The organism is Actinoplanes palleronii, from assembly GCF_016862315.1.
Taxonomy (GTDB): Bacteria; Actinomycetota; Actinomycetes; order Mycobacteriales; family Micromonosporaceae; genus Actinoplanes; species Actinoplanes palleronii.
In genome coordinates, this window is the sequence record NZ_BOMS01000108.1 from 25,645 (window position 1) to 48,600 (window position 22,956).

Genomic DNA, 22,956 nt, shown 5'->3' on the forward strand with positions numbered 1-22,956 from the left:
CGCCATGCTTCCGCTGTCCTACCCCCAACGTCGCTACTGGTTCCTGCACGAGCTGGAGGGCGGCGAGACCTGGAACGTGCCCGCGGCGTTCCGGCTGACCGGATCCCTGGACCAGGATGCCCTCGCCGCGGCGATCAGCGACGTGATCGAGCGGCACGAGATCCTGCGTACGGTGTACGTGACCGACGATGACGGCGAGCCCTTCCAACGGATCCTGCCGGTGACCGAGGCCTTGCCGCAGGGGCGGATGCCGGTGGTCGAGGTCGCATCGAAAGACGTGTCCGCGGCGGTGGCGAAGGCGGTGTCACACGCGTTCGACCTGTCGACCGAGATCCCGGTTCGGGCCACCTTGTTCCGCTGCTCACCTCGGGAGCACGTGCTCGCGATGGTCGTGCACCACATCGCCATGGACGGCAGCTCGGGTGCGCCACTGGCTCGCGACCTGGCCACGGCCTATCGCGCCCGTCGCGACGGGCGGGCGCCGCAGTGGGATCCGCTGCCGGTGCAGTACAAGGACTACACCATGTGGCAACGGGAGGTGCTCGGCGACCTGGACGACCCGGACAGTCTCGCCGCGACGCAGCTCGAGTACTGGCGCGACGAACTGGACGGCATCCCGCAGCCGCTCACCCTGCCGCTGGACCGCCCACGGACCGACGATGTCAGCACCCGGGGAGACGGGGTGGCCTTCCTGGCGGGATCGGACACCTCGGCCGGTCTGGAGAAGGTCTCGGCCGAGCGCAACACCTCCATGGCGATGATCCTGCAGGCCGCGCTGGCGGTGCTGCTGTCCAAACTTGGCGGTGGGGACGACATCCCGATCGCCACCCCGATCGCCGCGCGCACCGACGAGGCGATGGCCGATCTGGTCGGCTGCTTCGTCAACAACCTCGTCCTGCGGGTGGACCTCTCCGGCGACCCGACATTCGCCCAGGTGCTCACCCGGATCCGGGACAAGGCGCTGACCGCGTACGAGAACCAGGATCTGCCGTTCAACACGCTCGTCGAGTCGATCAATCCGGATCGGTCCATCGAGCACAAGCCGTTGTTCCAGGTGATGTTCGGCTGGCAGAACTACGAGAAGCCGGCTCTCGACTTCCCCGGGCTCACCGTGGAGTTCCAGCAGGCCGTCACGGCGAAGACCATGGCCGACCTCTTCTTCAGCATGACCTTGGACGGGTCGGGCCGGGTGTACGGCGACATCCAGTACGCGACCGACCTGTTCGACCGGGACACCGTCGAGGCCATGGCTGACCGGTTCGCGTGGGTGCTGGAACAACTGGTCGCCGACCCGGACGTCCGCGTCGCGGACATCGACGTGCTGAGCCCCGCGGAGCGGGAGCGGCTGCTGGTCGAGGTGAACGACACCGCCGAGCCCACCTTCGACCAGGGACTGATCGGCGCGTTCCACAGCTGGGTGGAGGCGACGCCCGAGGCGTTGGCCATCGTCAGCGACGAGGAGTCGCTGACGTACCGGGAGCTGGACACCCGGTCCAACCGGCTGGCTCACTGGCTGGCCGATCAGGGCGTGCGCGCCGAGTCGCTGGTGGCCGTCTGCCTGCCTCGGACGGCGGATCTCCTGGTGGGGTTGCTGGCCGTGGTGAAGGCGGGTGGCGCTTACGTCCCGGTTGACCCGGATCACCCGCGCAGCCGGATCGACCACGTCCTCGGACAGGCCGGCCCGGTGCTGGTACTGGACGCCGACACACTGGCGGACGCCGACTACTTCGGATATTCGGACTCGGCGCCGGATGTCGCCGCCCGCCCGGACAACACCCAGTACGTGATCTACACCTCGGGCTCGACCGGTGTCCCGAAGGGGGTGGCCGTCCCGCGCGGTGCGGTGGCCAACTTCCTGGCCACGGTCCAGCGGCGGTTCCCGCTGTCCCCGGGGGACCGGATGCTGTTCAGCACGACGGTGTCGTTCGACATGGCCACCACCGAGCTGTACCTGCCGTTCGTCTGCGGGGCGACGATGGTCCTGGCGACGAAGGACGTCGTCACCGACCCGGCGGCCGTGCTGTCGTTCGTCCGCCGGCACGGGATCACCGTGATGCAGGCCGCGCCGGCGTTCTGGCAGATGCTGTTGGCCCGGGAGCCGGAGGCCGCCAAGGGTCTGCGGATAATCACCGGCGCGGAGGCGGTGCCGGCCCGGCTGGCCGAGACCCTGGCCGACCAGGCCGCCGAGGTCGGCAACTGGTACGGCCCGACCGAGACGACCACGTGGTCGACCATGGCCCCGGTGAGGCCCGGATCGGGTGTCGCGATCGGACTCCCGCTCGGCAACACCCAGGTGTACGTGCTCGACGCGCGGCTGCGCCCGGTCGCCCCGGGTGTGCAGGGTGAGCTGTACATCTCCGGTGCCGGGATGGCCCGCGGGTACCAGGGCAGGCCCGACCTGACCGCCGAACGGTTCGTGGCCTGCCCGTTCGGTCCCCTCGGCGCGCGGATGTACCGTACCGGCGACATGGTGCGCTGGAACAAGGGCGGCCAGCTGGAGTTCCTCGCGCGTACCGATCACCAGGTGAAGGTTCGGGGGTTCCGGATCGAGCTGGGCGAGATCGAGCACGTGCTGGGCGGGCATCCCGGCGTGGCGCAGGCGGTCGTGGTGGTGCGGGCCAACCAGGAGGACGACACGCGAATCCTGGCCTACGTCGTGCCGGCGCCGGAAGCCGCCGACGAGAATCCGGCGCTGCTCGCCGAACTCACCGACCACCTCCGTACGCGTCTGCCGGACTACATGCTGCCGTCGGCGCTGGTCCTGCTCGACGAGATCCCGTTGACCCCGAACGGCAAGCTCGACCGATCCGCGTTGCCGTCCGATCAGACGGACACCGCGGTCATGAGTGAGCCGCGTGACGTCAACGAACAGAAGTTGTGCGTGCTCTTCCAGGATCTGCTCGGCCGGGAACGGGTGGGCATCCACGACGACTTCTTCGCCCTCGGCGGGCATTCGCTGCTGGCCACCCGGCTCAGCGCCCGCATCCGCGCCGAGTTCGGTATCGACATGCCGCTGCGCACGATCATCAAGTACCCCACGGTGGCCGAGCTGGCATCGCTGGTCCTCATCGGTGGCATTCCCGGGGAGAACCCCCACCCGTTCGCGGTGGTGCTGCCGTTGAACAACGATCCCGGTACGGGCAAGGAGCCGCTGTGGTTCTTCCACGGGGGCGGGGGACTGGGCTGGGCGTACTTCAGCTTCGTGACCCACGTACCGGACCGGCCGGCCTACGCCCTGCAGTCGCGTGGCTCCGACGGCGTCGACAAGCTGGCGGGGTCCGTGGAGGAGATGGTCGAGGACTACGTCGCGGAGATGCTGAAGATCCAGCCGGAGGGCCCCTTCTACCTCATCGGCTGGTCCTACGGCGGCACCCTGGTGCAGGCCGTGGCGGAATACCTCGACCGGCTCGGGCACCGGGTCGCCCTCGCGGCCATGCTGGACTCCCAGCCCGGCGGGCACGGGTTTCGAGAGATCCACGCCGGCAAGACCCTGGAGGACTACCGGGCTGAGCTCGAGGAGTTCTTCGGCCAGTACATCAGCACCGACAACCAGCAGCAGTTCCTGGACGACATGTCGAAGGTCCTGTGCAACAACACCCGACACCTGATGGAGTTCGAGTCGCCGGTCTATCGCGGTGACGTGCTCTTCTTCAGCGCGACCAACAAGGATGAGTTGTACGGGCACCTGTGGCGGCCGTACGTCCTCGGTGAGATCGAGGTGCACGACGTGTTCGCCATGCATCACGACATGAACATGCCCGCACCGGTGGCCGAGGTCTTCGAGGTCATCAAACGCAAGCTGGCCGAGTGACCGGGTCGCAGGCCCCCGCGGACGCGCTGCTGTGCGTGCCGTTCGCAGGGGCGGGTCCCTCGTTCTTCCACCCATGGCGGATGCTGGCCGCCGGCCACCGGCGCCTGGTCACCGTCGACCTGCCGGGCCGGGAGCGGCGGATCCTGGAGACGCCGTACCGCAATGTCGTCGAAGCGGCCCGGAACTCGGTCGACGACCTGGCCGCCGAGCTGGCACCGGGTACCCGGATCGTGCTGTTCGGCCACAGCCTGGGCGCGGTGCTCGCGTACGAGCTCGTGCATCTGCTGAGCACCCGCGACCTGCGCGTCGAGCGGTTGGTCGTCAGCGGTTCGCCGGGGCCGTGGACCCGGCGGGAGAGGCGGGCGACCGGCCTGCCGGACGAGGAGTTCCTCGCCCGCGTGGAGGAGTTCGCGGGCTTCCGGCACGAAGCGCTCGACCACCCGGAGATGCGTGAGCTGATCCTGCCCGTCCTGCAGGCCGACTGCGAGATGCACGAGAACTACGTGCCGAGCACCGATGAGCCGGTCTCGGTGCCGATCACCTCGCTCCGGGGCGCTTCCGACGGCCTGGTCAGTGCGGACCAGGCCCGGCAGTGGCAGCGGGCCACCACCGCCGAGTTCCGCTACGCGGAGTTCCCGGGCGACCACATGTACCTGGTCGACCGGGCCCGGGAGGTACTTGACCTCATCGAGGCGGAGACCGCCCGCGGCCGCCGGCCCCGGGACCCGGACGCGCCGGCGCATCGTTCGCCGACGTCGAGGGCGGGACATCCCTGGCAATGACCGTCCTACCAAGGCACGGCCGCGGAGGCGAAACCATGAGCGAGACACACAGCGTGACGGAGAACACCGGCTCCGCTCCCGCCCGGGACACCGCGGCGGGAAGCGGGGCGGTGCTGCATCTGGCGGACCTGCACTCCAGCCTCGCGGACCCGATGATGGACACGATGAACTTCCTCAACGAAGTCGTCATGACCTACCCCGAGGCGATCTCGTTCGCTCCGGGACGGCCGTACGAGGGTTTCTTCGAGATCGAGCAGATTTTCACCGATCTGCGGAGATTTCTGGACCATCTGAGCGCCCGCGGGCGCTCAGCGGCCGAGGTGCGAAGCACCCTGTTCCAGTACGGGCCGTCCGCCGGGATCATCCGCGACCTCATCGCGGAGTCGCTCCGCGCCGATGAGGGGATCGACGTCCCGCCCGAATCGATCGTGGTCACGGTGGGGTGTCAGGAGGCCATGTTCCTGACCTTGCGGGCACTGCTGTCCGGTCCCGGCGACGTGCTGCTGGTACCGAGTCCTTGTTACGTGGGCATCACCGGAGCGGCCCGGCTGCTGGACGCCCGGGTGAGCGTGGTGGGCGAACGCGACGACGGGCTGTCCTGCGCCGACCTGGAGGCCGCAATCCTGGCCGAGCGGGTGCGCGGGCGCCGCCCCCGCGCCGTGTACGTGATACCCGACTACTCCAACCCGTCCGGCGTCACGATGTCGCTTTCGGCCCGGCGGGAACTACTCGACCTGGCGGATCGCCTTGACGTCCTGCTCATCGAAGACAGCCCCTACCGCCTTGTCAGTCCCGGGATCCAACTGCCCACGCTGAAGTCGCTCGATCGGCGTCGGCGGGTGATTCATCTGGGTTCCTACGCCAAGAGTCTCTTCCCCGGCGCCCGAGTCGGCTATGCGATCGCGGACCAGCCGGTGTTGAAGGCCGGTCGCGCCGCGGGTCTGCTCGCCGACGAGCTGGCCAAGATCAAGAGCATGATCACGGTCAACACCCCGGCGCTGACGCAGGCGGTCGTGGCGGGAGCCCTCCTGTCCTGCGACGGCCGGCTGTCCGAACTCAGCAGCGAACCGTCTGCGCACTACGGCGGGACCATGAAGTCCGTCCTGCAAGGCCTGGAACGCGCGTTTCCCTCTCAAAGCCGGGCCGAGCGGGGAGTGAGCTGGAATGCGCCCAGCGGTGGGTTCTTCCTGACCCTGCGGGTTCCGTTCCGTGCCGACAACGCCGCGCTGGGCCGCTCCGCGCGGGACTTCGGCGTGATCTGGACGCCGATGTCCTACTTCCATCCCGAGGGTGGGGGAGAGCACGGCATCCGGCTCTCGACCAGCTACCTGAGGGCTTCCGAGGTGGACCAGGGGCTTGAAAGGCTGGCCCGATTCGTCGACGCCGAGGTCGCGGCCGTCCGTTCTCACGCCTGAAACGGGACGACAAGAAGCGTGGTCGTCGCCGGTCCAGCCGGCGACGACCACGCTTCTTGTTGCTTCACAGGCACCGGGTCAGGCAACGGTCTTGCGGTACGTGACCATGGCGAAGGAGTACGAGACGACGAGGATGGCGAGGCACCAGGCCAGGGCGGCCCAGATGTTGTTGCCGACGGGCTCCTGCGCGAACAGGTTCCGGATCGAGTTGATGATCGGTGTCATCGGCTGATGCTCGGCGAAGGCCCGCACCGGGCCGGGCATCGTTTCGGTGGCCACGAACGCCGAGCTGATGAACGGCAGGAAGACGAGCGGGTAGGAGAAGGCGCCGCCGCCCTCCGCAGTCTGGGCCGACAGCCCAGCGATGACGGCGATCCAGGTCAGCGCCAGGGTGAACAGGATGGTGATGCCGGCAACCGCAAGCCAGGCCAGCACCCCCGCACCGGAACGGAATCCCATGAGCAGCGCGACGAGCACGACGACGATCACGGAGATCAGGGTGGAGACCACCGAGGTCAGTACGTGCGCCCACAGAACGCTGGCGCGGGCGATCGGCAAGGACAGGAACCGCCCGAAGATGCCGGTCTTCTTGTCGGTGAAGAGTCGGAGCGCGGTGTAGGTGACTCCGGTCGCGACGGTGATGAGGACGATGCCGGGAAGCATGTAGTTCACGTACTGCCCCGGCCCGAGCCCGGTTTCGATCGCGCCACCGAACACGTACCGGAACAGCAGCATCATGGCGATCGGCATGATCGCGACCGTGATGATGGTGTCCGGGCTTCGCGTGACGTGGCGCATGGTGCGCCCTAGAAGGACGGTGGTGTCGGCGAAGAAATGCTTGTTCACTTTCTATCCTTATCGTTCCGCGCGGACACTGCTGCCGGTACGACCGTCGCCGACGATGGCGAGGAAGATCTCTTCGAGGGTCGGCTGCTTCTCGACGTACTCCACCTTGGCCGGCGGGAAGAGCTGCTTGAGGTCGTCGAGAGTGCCGTCGGCGATGATCCGGCCCTGGTGCAGGATCGCGATCCGATCCGCGAGCTGTTCGGCCTCCTCCAGATACTGCGTGGTGAGCAGCACCGTGGTGCCGAGCTGGGCGATCTCCTTGACGGCTCGCCACACCTCGATACGCGACTGGGGGTCGAGTCCGGTCGTCGGCTCGTCCAGGAAGATTGCCGGAGGATTCCCGGTGAGGCTCATGGCGATGTCCAGACGGCGGCGCATGCCGCCGGAGTACGTCGCTACTCGCCGTCCCGCCGCCTCGATCAGCTGGAAGCGCTCCAGCAATTTGTCCGCGATCTTGCCAGCTTCTTTGAGGTGGCGCAGCCGGGCGGCGAGCACCAGGTTCTCCCGCCCTGTGAGGATCTCGTCCACGGCCGCGAACTGCCCGGTCAGACTGATCGACTCCCTGACCTGAGCCGCCTGCGTGACGACGTCGAAGCCATTTACGGTTACCGCTCCGGCGTCGGCCTTGAGCAGCGTGGACATGATGTTCACGACCGTGGTCTTGCCTGCCCCGTTCGAGCCGAGCAGGGCGAAAATGGTGCCCCGTGACACCTCGAAGTCAACGCCGCGCAACACGTGCAGCGGCTCCTGCTTCGGTATCCGGTAGGACTTCTCGAGGCCCCGCACCCGGATCGCCGGTTCGGAGGTCGTGGGCATGGTCATCGATTTACCTCTTTCTCGGCGCGGGCGATGGCCTCGGTCAGCCGCTTACGGGCCTGAACGGTGACGAAGCTGCTCACCGTGTAGTTGCCGGCGAACGACTCGGCGAACTCGACTGGTTCGTCGCCGACGATTTCCCGGATCGGGGTCTTGTTCGCCACCGCCTGTTCGAACAGGTCGACCAGATCCTCGAACATCGACGCCATGCTGTCGCTGTCGGCGGGTACGAAGTGGAACAGGTAATGCTCGATCTCCTTCACCGCGGTGCGGTAGCCCGCGGGAAGCTTCCGTAGGCGCGCCCGGTAGGCGCGCCAGCGCTTCTTGTCTCCGATCAGTTTTCCGAAGAAGCCGCGTTTTTCGGTTTCGGCCATCGTTCGCCTCCTTCGCGGAGCTGGTCCAGTCGTTCCGAGAGGAAGCTCCAGGTCCTCCAGAACTCTTCGATGTATGAACGTCCCTGATCGGTGAGCGTGTGCATCTTGCGGGGCGGTCCCTTTTCCGACGGAATCTTCTGTACGTCGACGAAACCGCGTTGCTCGACCCGGATGAGGAGCGCATAGACGGTTCCTTCGGCTATGTCGGGGAATCCTTGCTCCCGCAGTCGCGCGGTGATCTCGTAGCCGTACGCGGCGCCGTCGGACAGGATGGTGAGGATGATGCCCTCAAGGGTGCCCTTCAGCATCTCCGTCAGCAGCTTTCCCAAGGTTCCCCCTCTCGTGGCTAGTCAGTAGTGCTGACTACCGCTAAACCGTAACCTCAGCGGCGGTACTTAGCAAGACGGAATAGCTCCGCGGCGTGGTGCGGGACGCGAAGTGCCGTCGTCCACCCGGGTTCGCCACCCGGTAACCGGGTGTAACCGCCCCGCCCCAGCCGGCCCGAGGGGCCGGCCCGCGCGTCGTCGGCGTGCTTGCCGGCCTCGATGTCATCATGCTGTCCCGCCGACGGGACAGCATGATGAGTGCTCAACCCGGCCGGGAAATAGGTGCCGGCTCCGATGGGAATGGACATGAGGAGCGACATTTCTCCGCACCGGAGAAATGCTCTTTAGGGCTGTTCGGCGCGCTTGTCATCTTTTCTGCGCGCGGGCCGGGGTGCATAATTGACGGGCCCGGTGAGTCCGGCGTCTGGCGCCTCGCGCGGAATTGATCAGCTGGCCCCTATAGGGTCGCGTTCACCGCAGGCCATGTCGAGGCCGGAAGTCGAGGAATGAACGCGCTCGCGAGCCGCGCCCGTCGAGTAATTGGTGAAGAAACCTGGCCAGGTGCGGTGACACCCGGGAAACAGAGAAATCAACTGGGAGGACGTCGTCATGACTGATCCATTCGACTCTTTGACACTCGACCACATCGAGCTGTATGTCGCCGACCTGGAATTCCGAGTCTCCGAGCTGACCGGGAAGTACGGTTTCCACCTGGTCGCCGCGAGCCCGGCCGAACAGCGAACCCATCGATCCGTTCTCGTGCGGCAGAGTGGAATCAGCCTGCTGCTGACCCAGGGATTCGCCGACGACCATCCGGCCAGCGGATATGTGCATGTGCACGGCGACGGAGTGGCGAACATCGCCCTGCGTACCCCGGACGCGCGTGTCGCCTACGGCGCGGCGGTGACCCGGGGGGCGGAGGCGATCGCCGCGCCCGCGCCGGTCGAGCGGTCCGGGCACGTCGTCGCGACGATCCGGGGATTCGGCGATGTGCTGCACACCCTGATGCAGTGGCCCGCGGACAGCACGGAGGACGACCTGCCGCCCGGGCTTGTGCCGGTTTCCGGTCGGCACCCGGTGGAGCCGGCCGGCCTCTTGCGGGTGGATCACCTCGCGGTCTGCGTGCCGGCCGGAGAGCTGGACCCCACCGTCGCCTACTACGAGGCTGTCCTCGACTTCAGCAGGATTTTCCAGGAGCGGATCACCGTGGGCCGCCAGGCGATGAACTCCCAGGTCGTGCAGAACCGGGCCGGGGACGTGACGCTGACTCTGCTGGAGCCGGACACCCAGCTCGAGGCGGGACAGATCGACGACTTCGTGAAGAACCACGGTGGGGCCGGGGTCCAGCACATCGCGTTCTCAGCGCACGACATCGTCGCGTCGGTAGCTACGCTGGGAAAGGCAGGGGTCGAGTTCCTCACCACGCCCGCCTCGTACTACTCCCAGCTGCCCAAGCGGATGGAGCTGGCGCGGCACGACGTCAACTCCCTGCGCGACCTCAACATTCTCGCCGACTCGGACCACGCCGGGCAGCTGTACCAGATCTTCACGCGTTCGACGTTTCCCCGCAAAACCCTGTTTCTGGAAGTCATCGAGCGCTTCGGCGCCGAGACGTTCGGCAGCGGGAACATCAAGGCCCTCTACGAAGCGGTCGAGCTGGACCGCACCAGCCCGGAACACGGGAACTAGCTGCGATGCCGGATCCCGATGGGCAGGCCGTCGAGGTTCTCAGCCTGGCCGATGTAGCGGCGGCCGCGAAGGCCGTGACAAGCGCGGCCGTGTGGGACTTCATCGAGGGCGGCAGCGGCGTCGAACGGAGCCTCCGCGCCAACCGTGCGGGGTTGGATGCCGTCTACGTCCTGCCGCGCATCCTTCGTGACGTCTCCCGGCAGTCGGCCGCGGGCGTGCTGCTCGGCTCACCGGTCAGCATGCCCGTGGTGACCGCTCCCATGGCGTACCAGCGGCTGGTCAACGCGGAGGGTGAGCTGGCCGCCGCGCGGGCCGCGAAAGTGGCCGACGTGCCCTTCACCGTGTCGATGCTCAGCAGCGTCAGCGTCGAGGAGCTGGCCGCGGCCGGCGGCACACTGTGGTTCCAGCTCTACTGGCTGCGCGACCGGGCGGTGACACTCGAGCTGCTCGAACGGGCCGAAGCCGCCGGCTGCCAGGCGCTGATGCTTACCGTGGACGTACCCCGGATGGGGCGGCGGCTCCGCGACGTGCGCAACGGCTTCACCCTGCCCCCCGGGGTGACTGCGGTCCATCTCGGTGGTCCCGAAACGTCGGCGCACCGCTGGCAGAGCGGCGCATCCGCGGTGGCGGCCCATACTCAGCAGATCTTCGATCCCACATTGAGCTGGTCCGACCTCGGCTGGCTGCGTGAGCGGACGACCATGCCGCTCATCGTCAAGGGAGTGCTCGATCCGAACGACGCGGCGCGGGCCGCCGGGGCCGGCGTCGCCGGGCTGGTCGTGTCCAACCACGGAGGACGCCAGCTCGACGGGTCAGCGGCCGGCATCGATGTACTGCCCAAGATCCGGGAGGCGGTCGACGGCCGCTGCCAGGTGTACCTGGACGGCGGGATCCGCGGCGGGGGCGACGTGCTGGGCGCACTGGCGCGCGGTGCCGACGCGGTGCTGCTGGGCCGGCCGATCCTGTGGGGCCTGGCCGCGGCGGGGGAGAGGGGCGTCAATGACGTGCTCTCGCTGCTGCGCGAGGAGTTCGACCACGCGATGATCCTGGCGGGCTGCCGCGACCTGGCCGATGTCCGGCAGCTGCAGGTCGTCGACAGCCGGGCGCCGATGCGATAACGGCGACGTGCCGTCGCCGCCGGTCGCCCGGGTCCCGTGCCATCCGTGCCGCTGACCCAGGCACGCATGGCACGGGCCGCGCTATGCCGTGACCGTCTCGATGAGGCTGAAGGCCGAGGTCCCGACCGGCAGCACCCGGGTCCGGGTCAGTCCGGCGGTGGCGAACAGCTTGTCGAACTCGAGCAACGTGCGCTCCCGGCCACCGAGAAGCATGAGCATGCCGAGGTCGCTCCAGCGGGCCGGATGGGGTGCCGGCGAGCTGGGAACGACGAGCTCGCACACCAGAACCCGCCCGCCGGGAGCCACCGAAGCGGCACTGGCCCGCAGGATGTCGGCGGCTTTCTCATCGTCCCAGTCGTGCAGCACGCTGCACAGCAGGTGGACGTCCGCACCGGCGGGCAACCCCTCGAAGAAGCTGCCGGCCACGAGGGCGCATCGGTCCCGCACCGGGTCGAGGGGGGCAGTGGTCTCCGCAAGCGCGATCACCGGGGCACGGTCGAAGAGCACACCGCTGAGCCGGGGGTGTGCCCGCAGGACCGCGGAGATCACGGTGCCGGTGCCACCACCGATGTCCATGACGGTGCTCGCCGCGTCCCACACCGCCAGGTCGGCCAGCCCGGCGTACAGGCGTGTGCCCCGTTCCCGCATGCGGGTGCTGAAGGCGACCTGATCCGCGGGTTCCGCCGCCCTGCCCTCGAAGAACGCTTCACCGGAGCCCGCGCTGAACGGCCTCGACCCGGCGGGGGAGTCCACGGCGCGCAGCCAGGCGCGATAGGTTCCGACGTTGGACAACGTGGCGCGCATCGATACCGGCGAGTCGCTCCGGAGCACGGCGCCCAGCTCGGTGAGGGCGAAACGGCCGTGCTCGTCCCGAGCGAAGAAGCCGGCGCCGGTGAGGGCGTTCATCAGGCTTCGCAGCGGCTCCGTCGCGAAGCCGACGGCGGAGGCGAGTTCCTCGGCCGTCGATCCGGCCGGCGGGCAGGCGTCGGCGACGCCGAGCCGGGCCGTGATAGCCAGCGCGTACGGAAGGACGGCGACGCTGCTGTCGTCCGCCATTAACAGGAATTCGCGTACGACCGGATCGGGCACGCCACGTACCAGTCGTTCCAGTTCGGTCAACGTCGCCGCCCTTTCTAATTTTTTGATTACGGTGTCGTCCCGGCCGGGACGGCGCTCCTGCATGGATCGTTGAATCCGGTGCGGATATGTGCAAGACCCGACGGTTACGGCGAGGTATTCCGAGCCAATTCTGCACTCGAAAGCCGGAGATTGCTGTGCGACTGTTGGTTCTTCTGTCCTGTCGGCGGGACAGCTAAGGCTGCTGACGCGCGGCGATCCTGCAGGCCGGGGTGTGAACACCGAGGTGAAGCGATTGCCACGGCGAGCATACCGAAATGGGATGCCCCCTTGTGTCCCGCGGTACTGGCGGGCGCCGAGCGCCGCCAGTACAGTGCGACAAGAGCAAATCGCTGGGGAATGGCATCGGCTTCGAGGAATTGACTCGCCGGTGCAAATCGAGAAATCCCTTGCTGCCGGCGCGTGGGCGGTAATCGCGTCGGCCGGCGGTTCCAGCAGGCGAAGGAAGGACATTCCGGCAATGGAATCCTGGGCGAGAGCCGTCCGGTCGAATGCGGCGGACACGCCGGCCTCACTGGCCGAGCAGATCGCGGCGCTGTGGGGTGAGTATCTCGACGATCGCGATGTCGGGACGGACGACGACTTCTTCACGCGGGGCGGCAACTCCCTGATCGGCATCAAGATCATCGAGCGTGTGGCCCACGACTACGGGGTCACGCTCTCCGTGCGCGGCTTCTATCTGGCGCACACCCCGGCCGGAGTCGCCGCCCTCATCGAGCAGGGACGAGCGCAGGCATGAGGCTGACTCCCGGCGCGGCGGCGGACGTCGACTTCGGCCGGCTCGACCTGTTCGACCTGGATCTTTACACCACGGGCGATCCGCACTCGGTCTGGGACGTGATGCGGATGAAGGCCCCCCTGCATCGCCAGGTCCTGCCGGACGGCCGGACGTTCTGGTCGGTGACCCGTTACGACGATGTCTGCCGGGTGCTCGGCGACCACCGGGAGTTCACCTCGGAACGCGGCACGGTGGTCACGCACCTCGGCGTCGACGACGTCGCGGCGGGCAAGCTGCTCACCTCCACCGATCCGCCGCGGCACACCCAGGTCCGCAGGGCGATCGGTGCCATGCTCACGGCTCGGGCGGTGGCCGCCTGGGAGGACCCGATCCGCCGGGCCGTCGTACGCTTCCTCGAACCGGCCCTCGACGGCGACGTCTTCGACCTGGCCGAGCGAGCTCTGCTCCTGCCGGCGATGGTCACGGGCCCGCTGCTGGGCATTCCCGAGCGGGACTGGGCTGAGCTGGTCGAGCTGACCGCGATGGTCACCGCCCCGTCGGACCCGCACTTCCAGCACGGCAACCAGGCCGCGACCCTGGCCATCGCCCATCACGAACTGCTCAGCTACGTCACCGAGTGGGTGAAACGGCGCCGGTCGCACGGCGGTGACCAGGAAAGCCTGCTCGACCACTTGATGAGCGTGCGTGCGGGCGGCGCGCCGCTGACCGACGAGGAGATCGCGCTCGATGGCTACAGCATCCTGCTGGGCGCCAACGTGACGACACCGCACACCGTCTCCGGCACGGTGCACGCGCTGATCGAACGGCCGGAACAGTTCGCGAAGGCGCAAGCCGATCCGACCCTGGTCCCGAACCTGGTCGAGGAGGGACTGCGCTGGACCTCCGCCGCGTGCAACTTCATGCGTTACGCGGTGCGGGACACTCACATCGCCGGGGGCACGATCCCGGCCGGCGGTGCGGCCGTCGCGTGGATCGGGTCGGCCAACCGGGACGAGTCCCAGTTCCCGGACCCGCACACTTTCGACGTCACGCGCACCGCCGCCAAGCGCCAGGTGGCCTTCGGGTACGGCCCGCACTTCTGCATCGGTGCGCCGCTGGCCCGGCTGACCCTTCGCGTGTTCTTCTCCGAGCTGCTCCAGCGGTTCGCGTCGATCGGCCTCGCCGGCGAACCGCAGCATCTGCGCTCGTACTTCATCGCCGGGATGACTCACCTGCCCGTCGTCGCCCAGAATCGGAAGACGCCATGACATCCGGCTCCACCGCCGCCCGGTCGCCGTGGTTCGTCCGGCAGCCGTCCCCCGACCATCCCGCGCGGATCTTCTGCTTCCCGTTTTCCGGGTCGGGTGCATCGGCCTTCAGCGCCTGGCCGATCACCATCGGCACCGCCGAGGTCTGCCCGGTGCAGTTTCCCGGACGCGAGAATCGGCTGGCCGATCCGCACTACGGGACCTACGAACTCCTCGCCGCCGACCTGGCACGCTCGCTGGAGCCACTGCTCGACCGGCCGTTCGCGTTCTTCGCGCACTGCGCGGGAGCACTGCCTGCGTACGAGACGATGCTGCGACTCGCCGAACTCGGCCTGCCCGGACCGGACCACTTCTTCGTGTCCGGTCAGCCGGCGCCTCACGACGCGGCACGCGACCGGATGCTCGCCCTCTCCGAGGCCGAACTGCGCGCTGAGGTGGCGTCATTCGTCCGCAGCCGGGGGATCCAACCGCGGCCCGACATGGTGGATCTGGGCCTGTCCGTGCTGCTGGAGGACCATGCCGCCGCGGGCGCGTACCGGCGACTGGAGCCGGTCGCGGTGCGCTGCCCGATCGTCGTCCTGCACTGGCGGGACGACCCCGACGTGAGCCTCGAGCAGCTCGGCGGATGGCGCCGGTACTCGGACTCGGTCGAACTGCGGGTGGTGAGCGGCGGGCACTACGACTTCATGCACGCGCCGGACGAGTTGCAGAGGGTGCTGACCTGTTGGCGGTGAACAGCGCCGCCGTACGGCTGCGCCGGAGAGACCGGGAGGGAATCGCATGAGTGGCACCGCCACCGACATCGCCGTGATCGGGATGTCCTGCCGCTTCCCCGGCGTGGACGACGTCCGGGAGTTCTGGCGCCTGCTGGCCGACGGGAAGTCGACCGTCGCGACGTTCCCCGCACAACGGGCGGTCGCGTCCAGGCATCCGTCGCACCCGGACGCCGCCAGCGTGCGATCCGGCTCGTTCTTCGCCGCCGTCGATGGGTTCGACGCGCACTTCTTCGGCATGGGCGGGGCCGAGGCCACCGCTCTGGACCCGGTACAGCGCCTGGGGCTGGAACTGGCCTGGGAGGCCGTCGAGGACGCCCGCATCCCGGCGGCCGCGCTCGCCGGCCGCGAGATCGACGTGCTGGTCGGCGCCGCGCCGTCCGGCTATGACCTGCTGCGCCGGCTGTCCGGCACCGACCGGGACGACCACTACGCCGCACTCGGGTCGAGCGGCGCGATGGTCGCGAACCGGATCTCCAGCCTGTTCGACATCCGCGGCTTGAGTCTCTGCGCGGACTCGGGTCAATCCTCGTCGCTGGTGTCGCTGGCGCTGGCATGTGACCGGATCAGCGGCGGGGCGGTCGACATGGCGCTGGTCGGCGGCGTGAACCTGATCGTCGACCCGGAATCGGGACTCGGCCTGGCCAATCTGGGCGCTCTCTCCGCCGACGGGCGGTGCTTCTCGTTCGACGAACGGGCCAGCGGTTTCGTCCGTGGCGAGGGCGGTGCCTTCGTCCTCCTCAAGCGCTACGACCTGGCCGTGGCCGACGGCGATGACGTCCGTGCGGTGGTGCGCGGCTGGAGCGTCGGCAGTGGCGGAGCGTCGTCCCGGATACCGGATCCCAGCCCCGTCGCGCAGGCGGCGACCATGCTGTCCGCCCTGGATTGCGCGGGCCTGCCGTTCGACACCATCGACTACGTCGAGGCGCACGGCACCGGTACGCGGCTCGGCGATCCGGCCGAGGCAGCCGGCCTGCGCACAGTGTTCCGGGCGGCCGGCCGCACTCGTCGCCTGGTCATCGGCTCGGTGAAGACGAACGTCGGGCATCTGGAACCGGCCGCCGGAATCGCCGGTTTCCTCAAGGCGGCGCTGTGCCTGTCCCGCGCCCGCTTCGTTCCGAGTCTCAACTTCCGTTCCCCGAACCCCGCCATCCCGGACTTCGACGCGCACTTCGAGGTCGTCCGGGCCGTACGCCACTGGCCCGGCACACCGGGCCGGCCCCGCCGTGCCGGGGTGTCGGCGTTCGGGCTGGGCGGTACGAACGCGCACGTGATCCTGGAGCAAGCACCCGAGCGGCCGGTGTACCGGGGCGCCGCGGACACGGATGCCGTCGTTGTCCGCGGACCGCTGCCCTGGGTCCTGTCGGCCCGCTCGGAGCCTGCGTTGCGGGCACAAGCGCGGCGGCTGAGGGACCGAGTGGAGTCGGACGCGGCACTGTCCATGCCCGACGTGGGGTATGCGCTGGTGACGACGCGGTCGCTGTTCGAGCACCGTGCCGTGGTGCTCGGTGCCGGGCGGAGCGAGCTGACAGCGGGTCTGGAATCCCTGGCCGCCGGTGAGCCGGGCCCAGGGCTGGTGACCGGGCGCGCGTCCTCCGGAGCATCGGGAAAGATCGGCTTCCTGTTCGCCGGGCAGGGCGTGCAACGGGCCGGAATGGGACGCGAGCTGCACGCCGTCAGCCCCGTGTTCGCGGCGGCGTTCGACCGGGCGTGCGCCCTGCTGGAGGCGGAGCTCGGGCTGCCGCTGGCCGAGGTGGTGCTCGGCGAGGGTGACGACGCGCGGGCCGATCAGACCGTGTTCACCCAGGCGGGCCTGTTCGCGGTCGAGACGGGTCTGGTGGCCATGCTGGCCGCGGCAGGGATCGAGCCGGACGCCGTGGCCGGGCACTCGGTCGGTGAGATCGCCGCCGCGCACACCGCCGGGGTGCTCTCGCTGGCGGACGCGTGCGCTCTGGTCGCCGCCCGGGGCCGCTTGATGCAGGCCCTGCCACCAGGCGGGGCAATGGTCGCGGTGGAGGCCACCGAGACGGAGATCGCCGTGGCTCTGACCGGGATGGCCGGGGTGTCGATGGCGGCCGTGAACGGCCCGTCCTCGGTGGTCATCTCCGGCGAGGCGGAGCCGGTGACGCGGCTGGCGGCCGGATTCAAGGAGCGCGGCCGGCGGATCCACGGATTGCGTGTCTCCCATGCGTTCCACTCCCACCGCATGGATCCCGTGCTCGGCGACCTGGGACAGGTGGCGGCGCGGCTCGAGCACGCCGCTCCGCGGGTGACCTGGGCCGGCGCGCTGGACGGACGGGTTGGGACCGGGCCGGGTCCGGACTACTGGGCACGACAGGCACGCGGCGCTGTGCGTTACGCGGACGCGGTCACCGCGCTGACGGCACAGGGTGTGTCGATCTTCGTCGAGATCGGCCCGGACGAGACGCTCTCGGCGATGGGCGCGGCCGCGCTGGACGATCCGGAGAGCGTGGTGTTCACCCCGGTCATGCGACCGGGGCAGCCGGTTGGCAGGGCACTGATGACCGGGCTGGCCGAAGCGTTCGTACGCGGCGCGCCGGTCGGCTGGGCCGCGATGGTGGCCGGCGGCCAGCCGGTCGGCCTGCCGACCTATGCGTTCCAGCGAGAACGGTTCTGGCTGACGGCGCCGGACGACCGCGACGCCGCGGACGCGGACGCCGCCACGCGGCCGGTTGCCGAGTTCCGGTCCGAGCTCTCCGCCGTGGAACTGGTGCGCGCCGAGGCGGCGGCGGTGATCGGCATCGCGCCGCGGGACGGTCTGGTGGCCGGACCGGACGTGCCGTTCAAGGACATGGGTTTCGACTCCGCGATGGCGGTGCGATTGCGCAACCGGCTCACCGCGGCGACCGGTGCCCGGCTGACGGCCACCGTCGCGTTCGCCTACCCCACTGCTGAGACGCTCGGCCGCCACCTCTTCTCTCTCCTCGGGGCATCCGGACCTGAACCGGCATCCGCCGGCGGACCGGACGAGGTGCACGGCCACGGCCTGTCGAGCCCCAGCGACGACGAGCTCTACGAACTGATCGACCGTGGATACGCGTAGGCCCGCGTTCGTCCCAGCGACCCTAGAAAGAGGCCCTGGTGGAGGATGTCGACAAGCTCCGGTCCTACTTGCAGCGCGCGGTCAGCGACGCGCAGACGTTGCGCCGGCGCGTACGCGAGTTGGAGGAGTCGGCTAGGGAGCCGATCGCGGTTGTGGGCGCCGGATGTCACTTTCCCGGTGGGGTGACGTCCCCCGAGCAGCTCTGGGACGTCGTCTCCGGTGGCGTCGACGCGGTGGGTGACTTCCCGCTGGACCGTGGGTGGGACCTCGAGGCGTTGTATGACCCGGATCCCGAGGCGCGCGGAAAGACGTACACACGCTCCGGTGGCTTCCTGCCGGATCTCGCGGACTTCGACGCGCCGTTCTTCGGCATCAGTCCGCGGGAGGCGCTGGCCATGGACCCGCAGCAGCGGCTGATACTCGAGACGTCGTGGGAGGCGCTGGAACGAGCCGGCATCGACCCGGCCACGCTGCGGGGCTCGGCCACCGGGGTGTTCACCGGCATCTATGCCGTCGACTACGGGCCGAGGATGGGCAGCGGGGCGGCCACCGAGACGGAGGGCTTCGCGATAGCCGGCACGTACACCAGTGTGGCCTCCGGCCGGGTGGCGTACGTGCTGGGTTTGGAAGGTCCCGCGGTATCGACGGACACCGCCTGCTCGTCGTCTTTGGTCGCCGTCCACCAGGCCGTGCGGTCCCTGCGGTCCGGCGAATGCACGCTGGCGCTGGCCGGGGGAGTGGCCGCGCTCCCGACGCCCGGAATGTTCGTCGAGGTCGCCCGGCAGCGGGGCCTCGCGGCCGACGGCCGGTGCAAGTCGTTCGCGGAAGCGGCGGACGGGACCGGCTGGGGCGAAGGCGCCGGCGTGCTGGTGCTGGAGCGGTTGTCGGACGCGCGGCGCAACGGTCGCCGGATCTGGGCGGTGATCCGCGGCTCGGCAACCAACCAGGACGGCGCGTCCAACGGGCTGACCGCGCCGAACGAGCTGGCGCAGCGGCGGGTCATCCGAGCCGCCCTGGCCGACGCGGGTCTGTCCGCGGGTGACGTGGACGCGGTGGAGGCACACGGGACCGGCACCGTGCTGGGCGACCCCATCGAGGCGGAAGCGCTGCTGGCGACGTACGGGCAGGACCGGGATCCGGACCGCCCGCTGTGGCTGGGCTCGCTGAAGTCGAACATCGGCCACACGCAGGCGGCCGCGGGCGTGGGCGGGATGATCAAGATGATCATGGCGATGCGTCATGCCACGTTGCCCCGGACGCTGCACGTGGACCGCCCCACCCCGCATGTCGACTGGTCGTCCGGCGCGGTCCGGCTGTTGACCGAGGCGCGTCGGTGGCCTGCAGAGGACGGCCGGCCCCGGCGAGCCGGCGTGTCGTCCTTCGGGGTCAGCGGCACCAACGCGCACCTCATCCTCGAACAGGCGCCGCAGGAGCAGCCGGCACCTGCCGCCGAGGTCCCCGCCGACGGTCCCGCGGCGTTCCCGTGGGTGCTGTCCGGGCGTTCGGCGCACGCGGTGCGTGAGCAGGCACGGCAGCTCCACGATCTGGTGGCCGCGAACCCGCACCTGCCGGCCGCCGGGGTGGGCCATGCGCTGGTGACGACTCGATCGCTGTTCGAGCACCGGCTCACGGTCGTCGGTACGGACATCCATGAGCTGCTCGCCGGATTGACCGCCGTCGTCGAGGGCGAGCGGCACCGCGCCGAGGTCGTCGCCGGCGTCGCGAGGCCGGTCGGCCGGACCGTGTTCGTGTTCCCCGGACAGGGATGCCAGTGGGTGGCTATGGGCCGGGAGCTGTGGGAGTCCAGCCCGGTCTTCGCCGAGCAGCTACGCGCGTGTGCGGAGGCCCTGTCGCCGTGGATCTCATGGTCGCTGATCGACACGGTGTGCGGTGGCCCGCAGGCGGCGGACCTGGAGCGGATCGACGTCGTACAGCCGGTGCTGTTCGCGGTGATGGTGTCGCTGGCCCGCGTCTGGCGTTCGCTGGGAGTGATCCCGGACGCGGTGGTCGGGCACTCCCAGGGGGAGATCGCCGCAGCCTGCGTCGCGGGGGCGTTGTCCCTGACGGACGCGGCGAAGGTGGTGGCGCTGCGATCGCGAATGCTGGCCACGGCCGGGGAGAGCGGCGGCATGGCAGGCATCGTGCTGCCCCACGACCGGGTGCGGGAACTGCTCGACCGGATGGGATCCCGGGCGGTGATCGCGGCCGTCAACGGGCCGTACTCGACGACGATCTCCGGTGCGCTCCCGGCAGTCAAGGACGTGGTCGCCGCCTGCGAGTCCGCGGGCGTGCACGCGCGCTGGATCCCGGCGAGCGTTCCTGGGCACTCGCCGCTGATGGACCGGTTCGCCGACCGGCTGCGCGCCGACCTGGCGGGGATCACGCCCGTGACGTCGCCTGTCGCCTTCTACTCCACGGTCACCGGCGGGCCGATCGACACCGCCGGACTGGACGCGTCGTACTGGTTCCGCAACCTGCGGGAACCGGTGCGGTTCGAGACGACGGTGCAGCGCCTCCGGGAGGACCGCCACGGCGCCTTCATCGAGGTCAGCCCGCACCCGTTGCTTACCGTCAACATCCGGGAGATGCTCGACGCGGCCGGCGACGAGAACGGTGTGGTGGTCGGCACGTTGCGCCGCCGTGACGGTGGGCCGGCCAGGTTCTACCGATCGGTGGCGGAGGCCTTCGTAGCGGGCGTCGCGGTGTCCTGGAAGGCGGCGTTCGAACACCGGGACCGCGGGTGGATCGACCTGCCCACGTACGCGTTCCAACGGCAGCGCTACTGGCTGGAGACACCGAGGGAGAGCGCTGCCGGGAGCGGACCGGGCGATCTGCTGCCGAGCTCCGGCCACCAGCACGGGCTCTTCCGCGTCAACTGGTTGCCCGTGCCTGTTGCGGCGGCGGGAGGACCCACGACCAGGCACCCGGTCTGGGGGGAGCCGAGCCCCTTCACGGCCGTGCTGGCGGGGACCGGCGCCGCCGTCAGCGCCGATCTGACGGTCCTGGCGGCCGGCGCCGGGGCGGCACCCCGGTTCGTCATCACCGGCATCGACACGACAGGCGACGACGCCGAAACACCTGCCGCCGTCCGGACCACGATCGACCGGGTACGGCGATTGACGCGGGCCTGGCTCGCGGACGACCGGTTCACCGACGCCCGCCTGGTCGTCGTGACCCGGGGCGCGACGCACGACGGCCGGGACCCGCACGCCGACCCCGTGGCCGCCGCGATCTGGGGATTCATGCGCGTCGTCCAGACCGAGAGCCCCGGCCGGTTCATGCTGGTGGACACCGACGGGAGCCCCGGCTCGTTGGCGTGCGTACCGGTGGCCACCGAAACCGGAGAACCCCAGCTCAGGATCCGGGCCGGCATCGTGACGAGCCCGCGGCTGCGGCCGCTGGACGGGGGATCCGCCGTTGGTGAGCCGCTCAGCGAAGTTGCCCCGGTTCGCGAGCCGTGGCGCGGAACGGTTCTGATCACGGGAGGTGTCAGCGGCCTGGGCGCGATGCTGGCCCGGCACCTCGTCAAGCGATACGACGTACGCCGGTTGGTGCTGACCAGCAGGCGAGGGCCGGCCGCGCCTGCGGCCGCGGCGCTGCGGGCGGAGCTGACCGAGGCGGGAGCGGACGTCGCGATCGTGGCCTGCGACGTCACGAACCGGGCCGCTGTCGCTGCCCTGATCGCCGGGATACCCGGGGAGCATCCACTGACGGCGGTCGTCCACTGTGCGGCCGTGCTGGACGACGGGGTCGCCGAGACGCTCACCGATGACCGGGTGGCAGCGGTGCTGGCACCCAAGGCATACGGCGCCTGGCACCTGCACGAGCTGACCGAGCACCTGAACCCGTCGGCGTTCGTGCTGTTCTCCTCGATCGCCGGTGTGCTGGGCACGGCGGGGCAGGCGAGCTACGCGGCGGCAAACGCGTTCCTCGACGGGCTGGCGGCCTCCCGCCGAGCGGCCGGCCTGGCGGCCCATTCCCTGTGCTGGGGTTTGTGGGCGGAACGCAGCGAGATGGGTGCGGGCCTCGGCGAGGCCGACATCGTGCGCCTGCGGCGGCAGGGCCTGTCGCCGATGGCGTCGGATACCGGCCTCGCGCTCTTCGACACGGCGATCGTGCAGGACGAGCCGGTGTTGATACCGGCCCGGCTGAGTCCGGTGGTACCGGGCGCCGGGCAGGCGGAATCACCGCTGCTGCGTGGCCTGATCCGGCCCACCATCGAAGCCGGCGACCCGGCGGGTGGCCCGGCTCGGCCCACCGCCGGAGCCGGCGGCCCGGCGCGCGGGGAACTCGCCGATGGCGGACTCATGCGGCAGGTGATGTCGCTGTCCCCGACGGAGGCCGAGGCGACGCTGCTCGACGCCGTCCGGGCACAGACGGCCATGGTCCTCGGGCACACCGGTACCGGCGCGGTCGGTCCCGACGTGGCATTCAAGGACCTGGGGATCGACTCGCTCACCGCGCTGGAGCTGCGCAACAGGCTGACGGAGGTGACCGGGATGAAGCTGCCGGGCACGCTCGCTTTCGACTATCCGAACCCGCGCGCCGTCGCGAGGTTCGTGAGAGCGGCCGTCGACCCGGGTTCTCCGGGTGATCACCTGATCGAGGAGATCAAGCGCATCGGCGCCCGCCTGGAGAAGGCGTCCCCGGAGCTCGCCGATCACGACCGTACCGCCATCACCGGGCTGCTGGGCACGCTGCAGCGCCGGCTGCGTCCGCAGACCGCAGAGAGATCAGCGGCAGGCATCGCCGACCGGATCAGCTCCGCGTCCGCCGCCGAGCTGCTGTCGCTGCTCGACAAGGAACTCGGCTAAGGAGA

Annotated in this window: 15 protein-coding genes; 10 read left to right on the top strand and 5 right to left on the bottom strand. The window is 69.6% G+C overall.

Annotated features, from left to right (window positions below):
* Positions 1 to 4 precede the first annotated feature (4 nt).
* From Apa02nite_RS33540 to Apa02nite_RS33550, 3 genes are read left to right on the top strand one after another with little or no spacing between them, the layout of a single operon-like run.
* On the top strand, positions 5 to 3,811 hold the full coding sequence (locus tag Apa02nite_RS33540; protein ID WP_203828628.1) for a non-ribosomal peptide synthetase: 3,807 nt from the start codon (positions 5 to 7) through the stop codon (positions 3,809 to 3,811).
* Positions 3,808 to 4,593, top strand: a complete 786-nt coding sequence (locus Apa02nite_RS33545) for a thioesterase II family protein (RefSeq protein ID WP_203828629.1) — start codon at positions 3,808 to 3,810, stop codon at positions 4,591 to 4,593. Before Apa02nite_RS33540 ends, Apa02nite_RS33545 begins: the two co-directional genes overlap by 4 nt.
* Positions 4,594 to 4,628: 35 nt before the next feature.
* Positions 4,629 to 6,008 (top strand): aminotransferase-like domain-containing protein, encoded by a 1,380-nt coding sequence (locus tag Apa02nite_RS33550; RefSeq protein ID WP_203828630.1) that lies wholly within the window; start codon positions 4,629 to 4,631, stop codon positions 6,006 to 6,008.
* 78 nt (positions 6,009 to 6,086) lie between these two features.
* Here Apa02nite_RS33550 and Apa02nite_RS33555 read toward each other — a convergent pair whose 3' ends face one another.
* The 4 genes from Apa02nite_RS33555 to Apa02nite_RS33570 are packed head-to-tail and all read right to left on the bottom strand — an operon-like array spanning position 6,087 to position 8,373.
* Positions 6,087 to 6,854, bottom strand: coding sequence for an ABC transporter permease (locus Apa02nite_RS33555; RefSeq protein ID WP_203828631.1), 768 nt, complete (start codon positions 6,852 to 6,854; stop codon positions 6,087 to 6,089).
* 9 nt (positions 6,855 to 6,863) lie between these two features.
* Positions 6,864 to 7,670, bottom strand: coding sequence for an ABC transporter ATP-binding protein (locus Apa02nite_RS33560; RefSeq protein ID WP_203828687.1), 807 nt, complete (start codon positions 7,668 to 7,670; stop codon positions 6,864 to 6,866).
* Positions 7,671 to 7,672: 2 nt separating this feature from the next.
* Positions 7,673 to 8,044 (bottom strand): DUF1048 domain-containing protein, encoded by a 372-nt coding sequence (locus tag Apa02nite_RS33565; protein ID WP_203828632.1) that lies wholly within the window; start codon positions 8,042 to 8,044, stop codon positions 7,673 to 7,675.
* On the bottom strand, positions 8,005 to 8,373 hold the full coding sequence (locus Apa02nite_RS33570) for a PadR family transcriptional regulator (RefSeq protein WP_203828633.1): 369 nt from the start codon (positions 8,371 to 8,373) through the stop codon (positions 8,005 to 8,007). The genes Apa02nite_RS33565 and Apa02nite_RS33570 overlap by 40 nt, the downstream gene beginning before the upstream one ends.
* Before the next feature lie 606 nt (positions 8,374 to 8,979).
* Between Apa02nite_RS33570 and hppD the strand changes: the two genes are divergently transcribed.
* Both hppD and Apa02nite_RS33580 read left to right on the top strand, forming a co-directional pair.
* Positions 8,980 to 10,059: a 4-hydroxyphenylpyruvate dioxygenase gene (gene hppD, locus Apa02nite_RS33575; protein ID WP_203828634.1), complete on the top strand. Its 1,080-nt coding sequence runs from the start codon at positions 8,980 to 8,982 to the stop codon at positions 10,057 to 10,059.
* Between the two features lie 5 nt (positions 10,060 to 10,064).
* The gene (locus tag Apa02nite_RS33580; RefSeq protein ID WP_203828635.1) at positions 10,065 to 11,177 is read left to right on the top strand and encodes an alpha-hydroxy acid oxidase; all 1,113 of its coding nucleotides are present in this window, start codon (positions 10,065 to 10,067) and stop codon (positions 11,175 to 11,177) included.
* Between the two features lie 81 nt (positions 11,178 to 11,258).
* Here the strand turns inward: Apa02nite_RS33580 and Apa02nite_RS33585 are convergent, their stop codons facing one another.
* Positions 11,259 to 12,359 carry a methyltransferase gene (locus Apa02nite_RS33585; RefSeq protein ID WP_203828636.1) on the bottom strand — a complete coding sequence of 367 codons (1,101 nt, stop codon included), beginning with the start codon at positions 12,357 to 12,359 and terminating at the stop codon, positions 11,259 to 11,261.
* Positions 12,360 to 12,684: 325 nt separating this feature from the next.
* On the opposite strand from Apa02nite_RS33585, the gene Apa02nite_RS33590 reads away from it, so the two are divergent.
* From Apa02nite_RS33590 to Apa02nite_RS33610, 5 genes are read left to right on the top strand one after another with little or no spacing between them, the layout of a single operon-like run.
* Positions 12,685 to 13,053, top strand: a complete 369-nt coding sequence (locus tag Apa02nite_RS33590; protein WP_239164742.1) for a phosphopantetheine-binding protein — start codon at positions 12,685 to 12,687, stop codon at positions 13,051 to 13,053.
* Positions 13,050 to 14,300 (top strand): cytochrome P450, encoded by a 1,251-nt coding sequence (locus Apa02nite_RS33595; RefSeq protein WP_203828637.1) that lies wholly within the window; start codon positions 13,050 to 13,052, stop codon positions 14,298 to 14,300. Before Apa02nite_RS33590 ends, Apa02nite_RS33595 begins: the two co-directional genes overlap by 4 nt.
* Positions 14,297 to 15,034: a thioesterase II family protein gene (locus Apa02nite_RS33600; RefSeq protein WP_203828638.1), complete on the top strand. Its 738-nt coding sequence runs from the start codon at positions 14,297 to 14,299 to the stop codon at positions 15,032 to 15,034. The genes Apa02nite_RS33595 and Apa02nite_RS33600 overlap by 4 nt, the downstream gene beginning before the upstream one ends.
* Positions 15,035 to 15,080: 46 nt before the next feature.
* Positions 15,081 to 18,137 (top strand): type I polyketide synthase, encoded by a 3,057-nt coding sequence (locus tag Apa02nite_RS33605; RefSeq protein ID WP_203828639.1) that lies wholly within the window; start codon positions 15,081 to 15,083, stop codon positions 18,135 to 18,137.
* 38 nt (positions 18,138 to 18,175) lie between these two features.
* Complete coding sequence (locus Apa02nite_RS33610; protein ID WP_203828640.1) at positions 18,176 to 22,951, top strand: type I polyketide synthase; 4,776 nt, start codon at positions 18,176 to 18,178, stop codon at positions 22,949 to 22,951.
* The last annotated feature ends 5 nt before the right edge of the window (positions 22,952 to 22,956 follow it).

Coding starts and splice junctions, on each gene's coding strand:
- Apa02nite_RS33540 (WP_203828628.1), top strand. CDS start 5: ATGCTTCCGCTGTCCTACCCCCAACGTCGCTACTGGTTCCTGCACGAG.
- Apa02nite_RS33550 (WP_203828630.1), top strand. CDS start 4,629: ATGAGCGAGACACACAGCGTGACGGAGAACACCGGCTCCGCTCCCGCC.
- Apa02nite_RS33560 (WP_203828687.1), bottom strand. CDS start 7,670: ATGCCCACGACCTCCGAACCGGCGATCCGGGTGCGGGGCCTCGAGAAG.
- Apa02nite_RS33565 (WP_203828632.1), bottom strand. CDS start 8,044: ATGGCCGAAACCGAAAAACGCGGCTTCTTCGGAAAACTGATCGGAGAC.
- hppD (WP_203828634.1), top strand. CDS start 8,980: ATGACTGATCCATTCGACTCTTTGACACTCGACCACATCGAGCTGTAT.
- Apa02nite_RS33580 (WP_203828635.1), top strand. CDS start 10,065: ATGCCGGATCCCGATGGGCAGGCCGTCGAGGTTCTCAGCCTGGCCGAT.
- Apa02nite_RS33585 (WP_203828636.1), bottom strand. CDS start 12,359: ATGCAGGAGCGCCGTCCCGGCCGGGACGACACCGTAATCAAAAAATTA.
- Apa02nite_RS33595 (WP_203828637.1), top strand. CDS start 13,050: ATGAGGCTGACTCCCGGCGCGGCGGCGGACGTCGACTTCGGCCGGCTC.
- Apa02nite_RS33600 (WP_203828638.1), top strand. CDS start 14,297: ATGACATCCGGCTCCACCGCCGCCCGGTCGCCGTGGTTCGTCCGGCAG.
- Apa02nite_RS33605 (WP_203828639.1), top strand. CDS start 15,081: ATGAGTGGCACCGCCACCGACATCGCCGTGATCGGGATGTCCTGCCGC.